The 11934-nt window shown below is 67.9% G+C and carries 16 protein-coding genes; 8 read left to right on the top strand and 8 right to left on the bottom strand.

From position 1 onward, the window contains the following. Position 1 precedes the first annotated feature (1 nt). Genes pgeF through lgt form a run of 3 tightly spaced genes read right to left on the bottom strand, consistent with a single transcriptional unit; the run spans position 2 to position 2720 of the window. Positions 2-772 carry a peptidoglycan editing factor PgeF gene (gene pgeF, locus ACW170_RS00575; protein WP_492087770.1) on the bottom strand — a complete coding sequence of 257 codons (771 nt, stop codon included), beginning with the start codon at positions 770-772 and terminating at the stop codon, positions 2-4. Continuing rightward, positions 769-1854 (bottom strand): class I SAM-dependent methyltransferase, encoded by a 1086-nt coding sequence (locus ACW170_RS00570; protein ID WP_492087769.1) that lies wholly within the window; start codon positions 1852-1854, stop codon positions 769-771. Before ACW170_RS00570 ends, pgeF begins: the two co-directional genes overlap by 4 nt. Beyond that, positions 1851-2720, bottom strand: coding sequence for a prolipoprotein diacylglyceryl transferase (gene lgt / locus ACW170_RS00565; RefSeq protein WP_492087768.1), 870 nt, complete (start codon positions 2718-2720; stop codon positions 1851-1853). The genes ACW170_RS00570 and lgt overlap by 4 nt, the downstream gene beginning before the upstream one ends. 174 nt (positions 2721-2894) lie before the next feature. Here lgt and ACW170_RS00560 point away from each other — a divergent pair, with 174 nt between their 5' ends. The 3 genes from ACW170_RS00560 to ACW170_RS00550 all read left to right on the top strand — a co-directional run bounded on the left by ACW170_RS00560 (position 2895) and on the right by ACW170_RS00550 (position 4565). Continuing rightward, entirely contained in the window at positions 2895-3194 is a 300-nt protein-coding gene (locus ACW170_RS00560) for an accessory factor UbiK family protein (protein WP_492087767.1), read from the top strand. Between the two features lie 73 nt (positions 3195-3267). Next, positions 3268-3771 (top strand): type III secretion system chaperone family protein, encoded by a 504-nt coding sequence (locus ACW170_RS00555; RefSeq protein ID WP_492087766.1) that lies wholly within the window; start codon positions 3268-3270, stop codon positions 3769-3771. Beyond that, complete coding sequence (locus ACW170_RS00550; protein WP_492087765.1) at positions 3771-4565, top strand: pyrroline-5-carboxylate reductase family protein; 795 nt, start codon at positions 3771-3773, stop codon at positions 4563-4565. Before ACW170_RS00555 ends, ACW170_RS00550 begins: the two co-directional genes overlap by 1 nt. 36 nt (positions 4566-4601) lie before the next feature. On the opposite strand, the gene ACW170_RS00545 is transcribed toward ACW170_RS00550, so the two are convergent. Genes ACW170_RS00545 through ACW170_RS00535 form a run of 3 tightly spaced genes read right to left on the bottom strand, consistent with a single transcriptional unit; the run spans position 4602 to position 7240 of the window. Continuing rightward, positions 4602-5078 (bottom strand): hypothetical protein, encoded by a 477-nt coding sequence (locus tag ACW170_RS00545; protein ID WP_492087764.1) that lies wholly within the window; start codon positions 5076-5078, stop codon positions 4602-4604. Between the two features lie 40 nt (positions 5079-5118). Then, on the bottom strand, positions 5119-6501 hold the full coding sequence (locus tag ACW170_RS00540; RefSeq protein WP_492087763.1) for a sensor histidine kinase: 1383 nt from the start codon (positions 6499-6501) through the stop codon (positions 5119-5121). Between the two features lies 1 nt (position 6502). After that, entirely contained in the window at positions 6503-7240 is a 738-nt protein-coding gene (locus ACW170_RS00535) for a response regulator (protein WP_267514271.1), read from the bottom strand. Positions 7241-7322: 82 nt separating this feature from the next. Here ACW170_RS00535 and ACW170_RS00530 point away from each other — a divergent pair, with 82 nt between their 5' ends. Further along, positions 7323-8201: a branched-chain amino acid aminotransferase gene (locus ACW170_RS00530; RefSeq protein WP_492087762.1), complete on the top strand. Its 879-nt coding sequence runs from the start codon at positions 7323-7325 to the stop codon at positions 8199-8201. Positions 8202-8208: 7 nt separating this feature from the next. Here ACW170_RS00530 and ACW170_RS00525 read toward each other — a convergent pair whose 3' ends face one another. Together ACW170_RS00525 and ACW170_RS00520 are read right to left on the bottom strand one after the other, a co-directional pair. Further along, on the bottom strand, positions 8209-8844 hold the full coding sequence (locus tag ACW170_RS00525; RefSeq protein WP_492087761.1) for an NrsF family protein: 636 nt from the start codon (positions 8842-8844) through the stop codon (positions 8209-8211). Continuing rightward, positions 8834-9376 carry a sigma-70 family RNA polymerase sigma factor gene (locus ACW170_RS00520; RefSeq protein ID WP_492087760.1) on the bottom strand — a complete coding sequence of 181 codons (543 nt, stop codon included), beginning with the start codon at positions 9374-9376 and terminating at the stop codon, positions 8834-8836. The genes ACW170_RS00525 and ACW170_RS00520 overlap by 11 nt, the downstream gene beginning before the upstream one ends. Positions 9377-9540: 164 nt before the next feature. Between ACW170_RS00520 and ACW170_RS00515 the strand changes: the two genes are divergently transcribed. From ACW170_RS00515 to ACW170_RS00500, 4 genes are read left to right on the top strand one after another with little or no spacing between them, the layout of a single operon-like run. Further along, complete coding sequence (locus tag ACW170_RS00515; RefSeq protein WP_492087759.1) at positions 9541-9834, top strand: BufA1 family periplasmic bufferin-type metallophore; 294 nt, start codon at positions 9541-9543, stop codon at positions 9832-9834. Further along, positions 9834-10682 (top strand): MNIO family bufferin maturase, encoded by an 849-nt coding sequence (gene bufB / locus ACW170_RS00510; protein ID WP_492087758.1) that lies wholly within the window; start codon positions 9834-9836, stop codon positions 10680-10682. The genes ACW170_RS00515 and bufB overlap by 1 nt, the downstream gene beginning before the upstream one ends. Next, positions 10679-11443: an HvfC/BufC family peptide modification chaperone gene (locus tag ACW170_RS00505; protein ID WP_492087757.1), complete on the top strand. Its 765-nt coding sequence runs from the start codon at positions 10679-10681 to the stop codon at positions 11441-11443. Before bufB ends, ACW170_RS00505 begins: the two co-directional genes overlap by 4 nt. Next, on the top strand, positions 11440-11868 hold the full coding sequence (locus ACW170_RS00500; RefSeq protein WP_492087756.1) for a DoxX family protein: 429 nt from the start codon (positions 11440-11442) through the stop codon (positions 11866-11868). Before ACW170_RS00505 ends, ACW170_RS00500 begins: the two co-directional genes overlap by 4 nt. Positions 11869-11934 lie beyond the last annotated feature (66 nt).

Genomic DNA, 11934 nt, shown 5'->3' with positions numbered 1-11934 from the left:
TCTAAGCTCCGATCACGCTGATCAACCGCCCGAAATCCGGCTCGCTCTGCTGATAAGCGCGGCGGTTCGAATAGAAGCGATCCGCATCGGCGCAGGTGTCGTGGCCGGTCCAGACGGCCTGACCGACCCCGGCCTGCTGCAGCCGCCACAGGACGAAGCCCGGCAGATCGAACTGGCGTTTGTCGTCGGTCTCGCCGGAGCGGAAGAAGCGTTCGCTGCCGCGGTCGTGGTGGGCGAACCGGTCCTGGAAATCGACGCCGACCTCATAGCTGGCCTGGGCGATACAGGGGCCGACGACCGCCAGAATGCGGCGCGGGTCGGCGCCAAGGGCCTCCATGGCCGCGACGGCGGATTGGACCACGCCGCCCAGGGCGCCCTTCCAGCCGGCGTGGACGGCGGCGACGATGCGGGTCTCGGGATCGGCCAGCAGCACCGGTGCGCAGTCGGCGGTCAGGACCGAACAGAGCAGGCCGGGTTCAGCGGAGACGACGGCGTCGCCTTCGGGCCTGTCGCCCCGCCACGGGCCTTCTGCGACTCGGGCGACGGCGGAATGGATCTGGTAGCAGCCGTTCAGATGATCGGCGTCGGCGCCAAAATGGGCGGCGACGCGGCGGCGGTTCTCGGCCACGGCCGCAGGGGCGTCGTTCGAGCCGACGCCGGCGTTCAAGCCTTCATAGATGCCGGTCGAGACGCCGCCCGCGCGGGTGAAGAAGCCGTGGTCGATCCCGGCGGCGCTCAGCAGCGGATGGGTGATCGGGGCGAGGGCGCTCATTGCTCCCACCCCGGAACGATCAGCGCGCGGGGCGAGAAGATCGCGGCGGCCTTGAACAGGCTTCCCATCTGGTCCTCGGCGGTCAGGCGGTTCAGTTGGTGGTCGACGACGGGCGCTGCGTCGGGTCGCGCCGACTTCAATCGTTCGGCGCGGGCTTCGATCCCCAGACGTCGCAGGAACTCGCCTTGGCCCAGGCAGCCGGTGACGTCGGCGCCGGCGCGAACGGCGGCCTCCAGCACGCGGGGGAAGTCGGCCCACTGGGTCAGGTCGGCCTCGCCGGGGCTTTCCAGCGGATCGACCTTCTGGTGACGGCGCAGGGCCTGGAGGGTGTCGCCGACCTCGGGCCGGGCGCGCCCGTAGTCGATCAGAAGCGCGGCGCCCGAGGCGGCCTTCATCAGCAGGGCCAGGTCGCGGCCGAAGATCGCCTGCTGTTCGGAAATCTCGAAGATCCCGCCGGGTTCAACGTCGAAAGCAGGCTTTTCGAAACCCCCAGAAATCGCGGTCAGGCCGAAGATCAGGTCGTTGTCGTCGGTTACGCCGATGCGGCGTTCGGCCCAGCCGCCCTCGGTGCGAACAAACTGCCGCGCGGGCAGGCAGTCCAGCACCTCGTTGGCGATCAGGATGACGGGGGCATCGGTTTCGATCCGCGTGAGGTCGCGCACCCAGCGGGGCGACAGGTCGGCGCCGGCCAGGGCCTTGGCCTGGAGATCGCGCAATGGGGCGCTGGGCTCGATCAGGATCAGGTCGCAGGCCTCGAGAAAGCCTGGAACCAGGCGCGCGGCCCGCAGGGCGTCGCTCATCAGGGTTCCGTCGCCGGGCCCGACCTCGACCAGGCGGAACCGCTCGGGCGCGCCGAGGCGGTTCCAGGTCTCGACCGCCCACAGGCCGATCAGTTCGCCGAACATCTGGCTGACCAAGGGAGCGGTGATGAAGTCGCCGCCTTCCCCTAATGCGGGGCGCGAGGCGTAGTAGCCGCCCCTGGGATCGTGCAGGCAGCGGGTGACATAGTCGGCGACCGTCATCGGCCCCGTCAGGGCGATCTCGCGCGCCAGACGGGTCTTCAGGGTTTCGGTATCGCTCATGCTTCGACGGGGGGCCGTTTCCAGGCGCGCCAGATCAGCCAGCCGCCGACCAGGATCATCGGTATGGACAACATCATCCCCATGGTCAGGCCCAGCGGGAAGTCGGGCATGCCGTAGTCAGGCTCGCGCACATTCTCCAGCGCGGCGCGGCAGACGCCGTAGCCGACCAGGAACAGGCCGGTGATGTAGCCCGGCTTTTTCAGCAGATCGAACTTCCAGATGCCCAGCGACAGGATGGACAACAGCACGATCCCCTCAAGGCCCGCCTCATAGAGCTGGCTGGGGTGGCGAGGCGCGTCGCCGGCGGGGCAGAAGCCGTACATCTGCTGGATACGCGCGTTGCAGAAGCGCACGGCCCAGGGGACGGTCGTCTCGCGACCCCACAGCTCGCCGTTGATGAAATTGGCCAGCCGACCGAACATCAGGCCGATGGGCACGACCGGCGCGACGACGTCGCCGAGGCGCAGCATGTTGATCTTCTGGCCGCGCGAGTAGAGGACGATGGCCAGGCAGACGCCCAGGAAACCGCCGTGGAAGCTCATGCCGCCGGTCCAGAGCTGGAACAGCTCGAACCGTTCGCCCAGGGTCTGACCCGTGAACAGCTGGGCGTACATAATCGGCTTGTAGAAGAGGGCGTAGCCCAGCCGGCCGCCGAGGATGATGCCCAGCACAATCCACAGCACCAGATCGTCCAGCTGCGTGGTGTTGATCGGCGGCTTGCCCGGCGTCCACAGGCGTTCGGTCTTCACCAGGCGTGCGGCGTACCACCAGCCCAGAACGATGCCCGCGACATAGGCCAGGGCGTACCAGCGGATCGGAAGCGGTCCGAGATGGATCAGGACCGGATCGAATTCGGGAAAGGGCAAGGGGCGTTCCTGTGCTGGCCTGTCTCTGAGGGCGGTTTAGCAAGCGCCGCCGCCGCCGTCGCCTGTGAAGACACATCACGACGCCTTGATGGCGCCCCCGAAGCAGCAGAAAGAAAGGTTTCGTTCACCATGATTGGTGATCCTCCCTTAACGACGTTTGAGTCGGAGCCTTCGATGCAGACCCGCAACCCCATCCTGGACGAGTTCGCCAAGCTGACGACGGGCGCCATGGGCCTTGCCCAGGCCGCCGGTGAAGAAGCCAAGACCGCCTGGCGCGCCCAGGCCGACCGGATCGCCGCCGAGATGGATCTGGTGCGCCGCGACGAGTTCGACGTGCTGAAGGACGAGATCGCCGCCCTGCGGGCCGAGATCGCCGACCTGAAGGCGGCGAAGAAGCCCAGCGCCAAGGCGTCGAGCAAGCCAGGGGCGGGAACGTCCACAGATGGAACTCAACCCGGGGACGCAGCCGGTTGAGCCGAATCCGCGAACAGGCTTACCACTCTGTTAACAGCCGCGATTCTCGCGGCAGCGTGAATCGAGAGACTTGATGGACATCGCCCGGCCCGAGGAAACGGACGTGCCCTTCGACCCGCTGGAGGTCGTGGAGCATGTTCTCACGGCCGAGAACCTGCCTTTCGACCGCACCGACGACGGCGACCTGGCCTTCGCCCTGGCGGGGGACTGGAAGGACTATGAGCTGTGGTTCGCCTGGCGTCCGGAGGGGGATTGTCTTCAACTGTGCTGCGCCCTGGACCTGAAGGTGGCCAAGAGCCGCAAGACGGCCGCCTATGAACTGGTCGGCCTGATCAATCAGCGCACATGGATGGGCCATTTCGAGGTCTGGGCCGAGGACGGGGAAATCGTCTTCCGTCATTCGCTGGCCCTGCCGATGGGCGAACGTCCGACCCTGGCCCAGGCGGCGTCGATGATCGATGCGGCCATCGAGGCGGCGGATCGCTATTACCCCGCCTTCGACTTCATGGTGCGCGGCAACAAGAAGCCGCAGGAGGCGATCGACGCCTGCCTGTTCGAGACGGTCGGTAACGCCTGATGCCCGTGGTCGGGCCCGTCGTCCTGGTCGGCTGCGGCCGGCTGGGCTCGGCCATTCTGGAAGGCTGGCTGCTGACCGGGACCGTCGCGGCCCCCGACTTGATCATTCTCAGCCCATCTGAAAAGCCGGCCGCCGAGGCGGCGCGGGCGCAGGGCGCGCGGATCAATCCGCCGCTGGAGGCTTTGGCGGAGGCGAGCGTGATCGTGCTGGCGGTCAAGCCGGCGATGTGGCGCGATGTGGTGACGCCGCTGCTGCCCTTCCTCGGCGACCGGGCCGTGATCCTGTCGGTCATGGCCGGGGTCACCGCCCCGACCCTGGCGGAAGGGATCGGCGGTTGGCCCATCGTGCGGGTGATGCCGACGACGGGCGTGTCGCGGGGACGCGGCGTGGCCTCGGTCTGGTCGGCGGACGACCGGGCGCGGGCGCTGGGGCTGGCCCTGTTCGCGCCGATGGCCGAGACGGTCGTGCTGGCGGACGAGGCCCTGATGGATGCGGCGACGGCTGTGGCGGGATCGGGCGCCGCCTATTTTTACGCCTTCACCGAGGCCTTGGCTCGCGCCGGCGAGGCGGCGGGGCTGGACGCCGCGACGGCCGACGTCCTGGCCCGCGCCACCCTGCGGTCGGCGGCGGATTCCATGGGCGAGGATGCGCTTGAGGCACTGATAGGGCGGATCGCATCGCCCGGCGGCTCGACACGCGCCGGCCTGGACGCCCTGGCGAAAGACGGCCGTCTGGACGTCATGCTGGATGAAACGGTCGCGGCGGCCGTGCGGCGAAATCGCGAGATGGGCTGATTGTCGCCCCTCTCCTGGTCGGAGAGGGGCGAGCGATCAGTAGCGACCCTGTTCGATCCGATCTCCGAAGCGTTCGAAGGCTCGGTCGGCGTCGCGCCAGACGCTGAAGCCCCAGACATCGCGGAGGGTCGGGGAGAAGTACGAGAACTCGACCGGTCGGGATTGACCGTCAGCGGTCACGATCTCGCCCTTGATCGCGGCGCCGCCGATCGAGATGCTGCGGATTGGGTCGAGGCCGGGGGTCTGACGAATCTGTTCCATGGTCGGCCGGTTGGGCTTCAGATCGACCAGGACCAGATTTGCCGTGGCGCCCGGATAGCGTTGCGCCAGAGCCTGGGCGACCTCGGTCTGGAGCGCGGCGATCTGTTCGTTGACCTCCTGGTCGCCGAGTTTTTCCATCTGTCGCTGAAGTTCGGGGCCGACCGTGACGTTGACGGTGGGGGTCTGCGCCTGGGCCATGGCGGCGACGGCGAGCGTCGCGGCGAGGGGGGCGAAGAAGGCGAGTTTACGCATCGTGTTTGTCTCCATGCCCTGTCGGATTCGAAGATGCGCCTTATGGGGTTGTTTCGCTAGGGGGGGCGATGATTGTGACATGGCCGGGCACGCGAATAATTGCCTTCAGCCCACCCATGTCGCTGCGATCCAGGGTGACGTCGCCGCCGTGACCGCGCGCCACGTCGCGAGCGATGGCCAGTCCGAGGCCCACGCCCTTGCGATTCTGGTTGCGAGACTCGTCCAGCCGCGAAAAGGGTCGGAAGGCCTCGTCGTACATCTCTTCGGGAATGCCGGGGCCGTCATCCTCGACCGTGATCTCCAGCCCGCCCGAGGCTAGGGATCGGCCCGACAGACGCACCTGTTCGCCATGGGCGGCGGCGTTGCCCGCTAGGTTCACGAGGGCGCGTTTGAAGGCGAGCGGGCGAAGCGATGCGGTCAGCCCTTCCGTGACCGCAACATCCACCTCGGCGCCGGCGCGCTTCGCATCCTCGCCGGCCGCCTTCAGCAGGTCTGCGATGGACACGGGCTGGGGCGGTTCTCCAGCCTCGCCGCGGGCGAAGTCCAGGTACTCGTCGATCATATGCTCCATCTCGTCCAGGTCGCCGCGCATGGCGGCCTGACGCTTGAACGGCGGCGCCAAGGCCAGCTCCAGTCGGAGCCGGGTCAGTGGGGTGCGCAGGTCGTGGCTGACCGAGGCGAGCAGGGCGGTGCGCTGGTCGATGTGGCGCTGGATGCGATCGCGCATGGCCAGGAAGGCCACTGCGGCGGCGCGAACCTCGCGCGCGCCATGCGGCTTGAACCGGGGCACGGTCTCGCCCCGGCCGAAGGCCTCGGCGGCGTCGGCCAGGCGTTCGATGGCGCGGACCTGGTTGCGGATGAACAGGATGGCCACCGACATCAGCAGGACGGTGGCGATGGTCAGCCACAGCACGAAGATGTGGGCCTGGGTCGCCACGGCCCGCTCGCGCGGGGCGATGATGCGCAGCACGCCCTGCGGCTCCTGCACCTGAATATCGACATAGGCGGGGTAGCGGGTGGTGTCGAACCAGTAGGGCCGGTCCAGCCGCGCCGCCAGCGCGCGGTCCAGCACCCGGTCGACGACGCCGATGGCCCCGCGCCTCTGCTCTGTGGGCAGGCTGCGGCCTTCCTGAAGCGCGATCGACAGGGACATGGACCGTTCGGCGCGGTCGGCCAGGCGCTCAAGATTTCGCGGACTGGGATCGTCTTCATAGCTCTCGACAGCCCAGGCGATGTCGCCGGCCAGGCCTTCGGACAGGCGCGCGGTCACTGTCTGCCAGTGGGCGTCGAAGAAGATCCAGGTCACCACCACCTGCATGACCAGCACTGGCAGGACGATGATCAGCAGCGAACGGCCCCAGAGCGAGGTCGGCAGGCGCCGCTTCAGGAAGCGCGGCCACAGGGGGGCGGGCAGCAGCCGCATATCAGTCGGGCGCGAGCATATAGCCGACGCCGCGCACGGTCTGGAGATAGCGCGGGTTCTTGGGGTCGGCTTCCAGCTTGCGGCGCAGGCGGGTGACCTGAACGTCCACGGCGCGGCCGGTGATGTCGGCCGTGTCGGGCGACAGACTCATGCGCTCGACGGGGGCGTGGGCGTGCAGGGCCAGGGTCTTGAGGAGTTGCGCCTCGGCCTCGGTCAGGCGCTGGGGGGCGCCGTCTCGGATCAGCTCCAGCCGCTCCATGTCGAACACGGCCGTGCCCAGCTTGATCTCGCGCGGGCCGATGGGCTTACCGCCGGTGCGGCGCAGGATGGCCTCGATCCGCAGCACCAGTTCGCGCGGTTCGAACGGCTTGGACATATAGTCGTCGGCGCCCCGCGACAGGCCTTCGATCCGGTCCTCCGGATCGCCGCGCGCGGTCAGAAGCAGGACCGGCGTCTTAGAGGTTTCGGCCTTGGCGCGAACCCAGGAGGTCAGGTCCAGGCCGCTTTCGCCCGGCATCATGACGTCCAGCACGACCAGGTCGAACTCGATCAGTTCCATCATCCGCTTGGCCGCCGCCGCGTGGGCGGCGCCGGTGACGCGATAGCCTTCGCGCGACAGATATTCCTTCAGCAGTTCGCGGATGCGGTCGTCGTCGTCGACGATCAGCAGATGGCGACCCACGCCCGGCCCGGCGATGGGGCCGGAACGGCCTTGCGAACGGTATTCGGTGATGCTCATGCGACGTTCCCCGCGATCAGGGCGTTGACCTGAACGATTCGGGCGGCTCTAACACCGGCAATTCTGCGGGAGACGTGTTTCAATGGCCTTAGTTCCTTTCGACGATCGTGATGGTTGGATCTGGATGGACGGCGATTTCGTGCCCTGGCGGGAAACGAAGACGCACATTCTGACCCATGCCCTTCACTACGGCTCGTCGGTCTTCGAGGGTGAGCGTATGTACGGCGGCGAAATCTTCAAGCTGACGCCGCATTCGGAGCGCCTGAAGCGGTCCGCGAACCTGCTCGATTTCGAGATACCCTACAGCGTCGCCGAAATCGACGCCATCTGTAACGAAACCTGCGCCAAGAACGGTCTGACCGACTGTTATGTGCGCCCGGTCGCCTATCTGGGCCCGGAACAGACCAGCGTTTCGGCCCTGAATAACAAGGTCCACCTGGCGGTCGCCGTCTGGGACTGGCCCAGCTATTTCGACCCCGAGGTCAAGGCCCGCGGCCTGAAGCTTGAATGGTCCAAGTGGCGCCGGCCCGATCCGGCCACCGCGCCGACCACCGCCAAGGCGGCGGGCCTGTACATGATCTGCACCATGTCCAAGAACACGGCTGAGCGGAACGGTTACGCCGACGCCCTGATGCTGGACTGGCGCGGCTATGTGGCTGAGGCCACGGGCGCCAACGTCTTCTTCGTCAAGGACGGCGTGCTGCACACGCCCAAGGTCGAGCACATCCTGGACGGCATCACCCGTCAGACGGTTATCGAGATCGCCAAGTCCAAGGGGATCGAGGTCGTGGTGCGCGACATCATGCCGGAAGAACTGTCGGACTTCTCGGAATGCTTCCTGACCGGCACCGCCGTCGAGGTGACGCCGGTGGCCGAGGTGGGCGATTATCGCTTCACCCCGGGCGCTCTGTCGCTGGACCTGATGGAGACCTACGGCAGGCTGGTGCGCCGCCAAGCCTAAGGCGGCGTCACCAACGCAGGGCGAAGCGGCCGACGGCGGCGCCGATCAGGCCGGCGGCCGCGATCCCCAGCGTATACCAGGTGGCGACGAAGGCGGCGGTCGCCTCGCCACAGTGCAGAAGTCCGTAAGCGGTGGCGGCGAGGCCGCCCGTCGCAAGACCCAGCGCCAGACCGGCCGTCGTCGGCCGTGTCGGCGCCAGCCGCCGCGCCGACAGGAAGACCAGCGGTGCGGCGAAGGCCGAGACCAGCACGATGTTGCGGCCGCAGATGGTCCAGGTCCCTCCAAGCCAGTCGGCCATCCGCTGCTCCGGCGGGGTCAGGCTCATCTCGATCCCGCCCCACAGCAAGGCCACCGCCACGACGGCGAGCATGGCGAAGGCCGCCGGACGCGGATCGACGCCGGGCCGCCCCAGCCGTGTCGCCAGCCAGATCCCGGTTCCCGCCAGGGCGGCGGTATAGAGCCCCTTCAGCCAGGGGATGGGCCCCTGCAGCGCCTGGCCCAGATCCGACCGGACTCCCAACAGCAGGGCCACGGCCGCCACGGCCGTCAAGGCGGCGGCGGCGAGCAGCACGGCGCTGGGCCGTGCGGGCTTGGCCGGCTCAAGTCCGGCGGCCAGGGCGTCGATCAGGTCGTCAGTCTTCATCTGGATTCACGCTGGCGACCAGCGTCTTCATGGAGCGGTGGACGCTGACCTTGGCCGCGCCCTCGGTAAAGCCGTTGCGCTGGGCGGCTTCGGCCAGGCTGAACCCGCCGACCCGCACATCCTCGATGAGGCGGCGCTGGCGCAGCGGGAGAATGGACAGGACCTTCTTCAGGTCGCGGCGCACGACGCCGTCCTCGACGGTGTGTTCGGCCAGCAGCACCGACGCCTCCTCCAGCGGCACGTCGGGACGGCGGCCCTGGCGGCGGAAATGATCGATCAGCTTGTAGCGCGCGATCGCATAGGCCCAGGCCGTGAACGGCAGCGACCGGTCATAGGTCGCGCGCTTGGCGTGAATGGCGATCAGGCAGTCCTGCACGAGATCCTCCGCATCGGCTTCGCAGCCGATCAGGCGACGTTTGAAAAAGGGGGTCAGGGCGCCGCGCATCTCGGACAGCAGGGCGCGCCAGGCCACGGGGTCGCCGTCGAGACCCCGTAACATAAGACGTTTGAGCTCGGCTTCCTTGTCGACCACGCAGCATCCCATTCGCGCCGGACACCGCGAAGGTTACATGCCTGGTACGGATCGGCGACGAATTCTTTTTTCGGCTCGTCGGCGTAACCTTGGCCGCGCCGCGACCGAAACCCCTCCTGTCAAGCTGGTCCGCCCCGGACGGCTGTCAAACAGGAAACGATCCCATGAACATCTCCACCAAGATCCTGGTCGGCGCAGGCGCTCTGCTGGCCCTCGGCGCCAATGCCGCCGCCGCGCAAAACCACCCCACCGCGCAGCAGGAAAACGCCATGGAGAAGTGCTACGGCGTGGCCAAGGCGGGCAAGAACGACTGCGCCGCCGGCCCCGGCACCACCTGCGCCGGCACGTCTGTGCGCGACTATCAGGGCAATGCCTGGAAACTGGTCGCCAAGGGCACCTGCGCCTCGATCCAGACGCCCAAGGGCAATGGTTCGCTGACCCCGATCCCGAACCGCTGATGTCGTCGCTTCCGACCGTCGGACTGGGGCTGAAGCCTCAGCACTATTCGGAGGCCGCGGCCTGTCCGGCGGCCGGAGCCCAGCGCGGCCTGTGGTTCGAGGTTCATCCCGAGAACTACATGGTCGCCGGCGGCCCCCGCCTGTCGTGGCTGGAGACGGTGCGCGCCGTTCGCCCGTTGTCGCTGCACGGGGTGGGCCTGTCCCTGGCCGGTGACGAACGCCCGGATCGCGATCATCTGGCCCGTTTCCGCGCCCTGATCGACCGGTTCGAACCCTTTATGGTGTCCGAACATCTGGCCTGGTCACGACGTGGCGGCGTCTACCACCCCGATCTTCTGCCCGTCCCGCGCAGCCGCGAGATGCTGAACCTGGTGTGCGACCATATCGATGAGGCGCAGCAGGCCCTGGGGAGACGGCTGCTGATCGAAAACCCGTCCGCCTATCTGGCCCTGGCCGGTCATGAGTGGGACGAGGTCGAGTTTTTGGTCGAGATGGCTCGGCGGACAGGATGCGGCCTGCTGATCGACGTTAATAACGTCCATGTCAGCGCCTCGAACATGGGCTTCTCCGCCGAGGCCTGGCTGGACGCCGTGCCCGGCGAGCTGGTGGGCGAAATCCATCTCGCGGGCCATCGGCCCGATCCAGTCTGGGGCGAGGCCCTTCTGATCGACAGCCACGACGCCCCGGTTTCCGAGACCGTATGGGCGCTTTATGATCGTCTGATCGCGCGGATCGGTCCCCGGCCGACCCTGGTCGAGCGCGACGGCGATGTTCCCGAATTCCCGGTCCTTCTGGCTGAACAGGCGCGCGCCGCTGCGGCGCTGATGGCCGTGGAGGCCGTGGCGTGACCGCGTTTCACGCCGCTTTCGCCAGGGCGCTGACCGGCGACCTGGAGTGTCTATGGCCGCACTTGGAGCCGAGCGACCGGACGCTGGGGGCGCTGGCCGTCTATCGCAACACGACGATCAAGGGTCGGATCGACGCCCTCGAAGCCAACTATCCCACCGTGTTGCAGATGGTCGGCGAAGACTGGTTCCGCGCCGCCGCCGCCGCCTTCGTCACCGAACAGCCGGGCGATATGCCGGTCCTGGTCGATTACGGCGCTGGTTTCCCCGATTGGCTGGCCGGCTTCGAGCCGGCTCGGGACATGACTTATCTGGCGCCCAGCGCCAGGCTCGACCGGGCCTGGACCCAAGCTCATCTGGCCAAGGACGCAGCGCCGTTCGAGGCGCGCTCGGCCGCCGCGCTCGGCCCGGCCCTGGCGGGCGTGACGGCCAACCTGCACCCGTCGGTTCAGTTGTTCTGGTTCGAGTGGACCGCGCCCTCGCTCTGGCTGGCGCATCGCTATCCGTCCCCGGACGCGTCTCTTGAATGGCGGGCTGAGGCGGAAGGCCTGCTGGTGCACCGGCCAGGCGCAGAGGTGCAGGCGCGGCGGTTGAGCCGCGCGGAATGGGTCTTCCTGGACGCCTGCCGCCTCAACCGGCCGTTCGGCGTCGCTGCGGCTTCGGCTCAGTTCGCCGCGCGCGGTCTGGATCTGTCCGCCCTTTTCGCCGGCCTCATCGCGCTCGGCGTCTTCACCTCACCCTCGATCCCAAAGGACCGACCATGAATCGCATCGCCGATATTCACCGACGCATCACAGCCGCCGTGCCGGAGGCCGGTCTGGCCCTGCTGCTGCGCGTCGGGATCGCCACGCCCTTCTTCCTGTCTGGGCGGACCAAGGTCGAGGGGCTGCTGACGATCACGCCTTCGACGCGCTATCTGTTCGCCGAGGAATACCGCGTGCCCCTGCTGCCGCCCGACCTGGCGGCTCATCTGGCGACCTATTCCGAACATCTGTTGCCGATCCTGCTGGTGCTGGGTCTGGCGACCCGGCCGGCGGCGGCGGGCTTGCTGGTCATGACCCTGGTGATCCAGCTCTTCGTCGAGCCGGGCGGCTGGCCCGTCCACCTGCTTTGGGCCGGGCCGCTGGCCTATCTGATCGCCCGCGGACCGGGTGCGATCAGTCTGGACCGTGTGCTGAAGATCGACTGATACGCGCGCGCCCCTTGTCAGCCGCGTCACTTTGTCCTTGAAGCGGATGAAGCCGGCGCGGGCCGG

It is taken from the genome of Brevundimonas sp. FV2ps16 (assembly GCF_058681075.1).
This window is presented reverse-complemented; position numbering and strand designations above follow the sequence as displayed.

Excerpts from the sequence above, each read along its gene's own strand:
- ACW170_RS00555 (WP_492087766.1), top strand. The coding sequence starts at position 3,268 with ATGGACATCGCCCGGCCCGAGGAAACGGACGTGCCCTTCGACCCGCTG.
- ACW170_RS00550 (WP_492087765.1), top strand. The coding sequence starts at position 3,771 with ATGCCCGTGGTCGGGCCCGTCGTCCTGGTCGGCTGCGGCCGGCTGGGC.
- ACW170_RS00540 (WP_492087763.1), bottom strand. The coding sequence starts at position 6,501 with ATGCGGCTGCTGCCCGCCCCCCTGTGGCCGCGCTTCCTGAAGCGGCGC.
- ACW170_RS00515 (WP_492087759.1), top strand. The coding sequence starts at position 9,541 with ATGAACATCTCCACCAAGATCCTGGTCGGCGCAGGCGCTCTGCTGGCC.
- ACW170_RS00500 (WP_492087756.1), top strand. The coding sequence starts at position 11,440 with ATGAATCGCATCGCCGATATTCACCGACGCATCACAGCCGCCGTGCCG.
- ACW170_RS00545 (WP_492087764.1), bottom strand. The coding sequence starts at position 5,078 with ATGCGTAAACTCGCCTTCTTCGCCCCCCTCGCCGCGACGCTCGCCGTC.
- ACW170_RS00560 (WP_492087767.1), top strand. The coding sequence starts at position 2,895 with ATGCAGACCCGCAACCCCATCCTGGACGAGTTCGCCAAGCTGACGACG.
- ACW170_RS00570 (WP_492087769.1), bottom strand. The coding sequence starts at position 1,854 with ATGAGCGATACCGAAACCCTGAAGACCCGTCTGGCGCGCGAGATCGCC.
- bufB (WP_492087758.1), top strand. The coding sequence starts at position 9,834 with ATGTCGTCGCTTCCGACCGTCGGACTGGGGCTGAAGCCTCAGCACTAT.
- ACW170_RS00535 (WP_267514271.1), bottom strand. The coding sequence starts at position 7,240 with ATGAGCATCACCGAATACCGTTCGCAAGGCCGTTCCGGCCCCATCGCC.
- ACW170_RS00530 (WP_492087762.1), top strand. The coding sequence starts at position 7,323 with ATGGCCTTAGTTCCTTTCGACGATCGTGATGGTTGGATCTGGATGGAC.
- pgeF (WP_492087770.1), bottom strand. The coding sequence starts at position 772 with ATGAGCGCCCTCGCCCCGATCACCCATCCGCTGCTGAGCGCCGCCGGG.
- ACW170_RS00525 (WP_492087761.1), bottom strand. The coding sequence starts at position 8,844 with ATGAAGACTGACGACCTGATCGACGCCCTGGCCGCCGGACTTGAGCCG.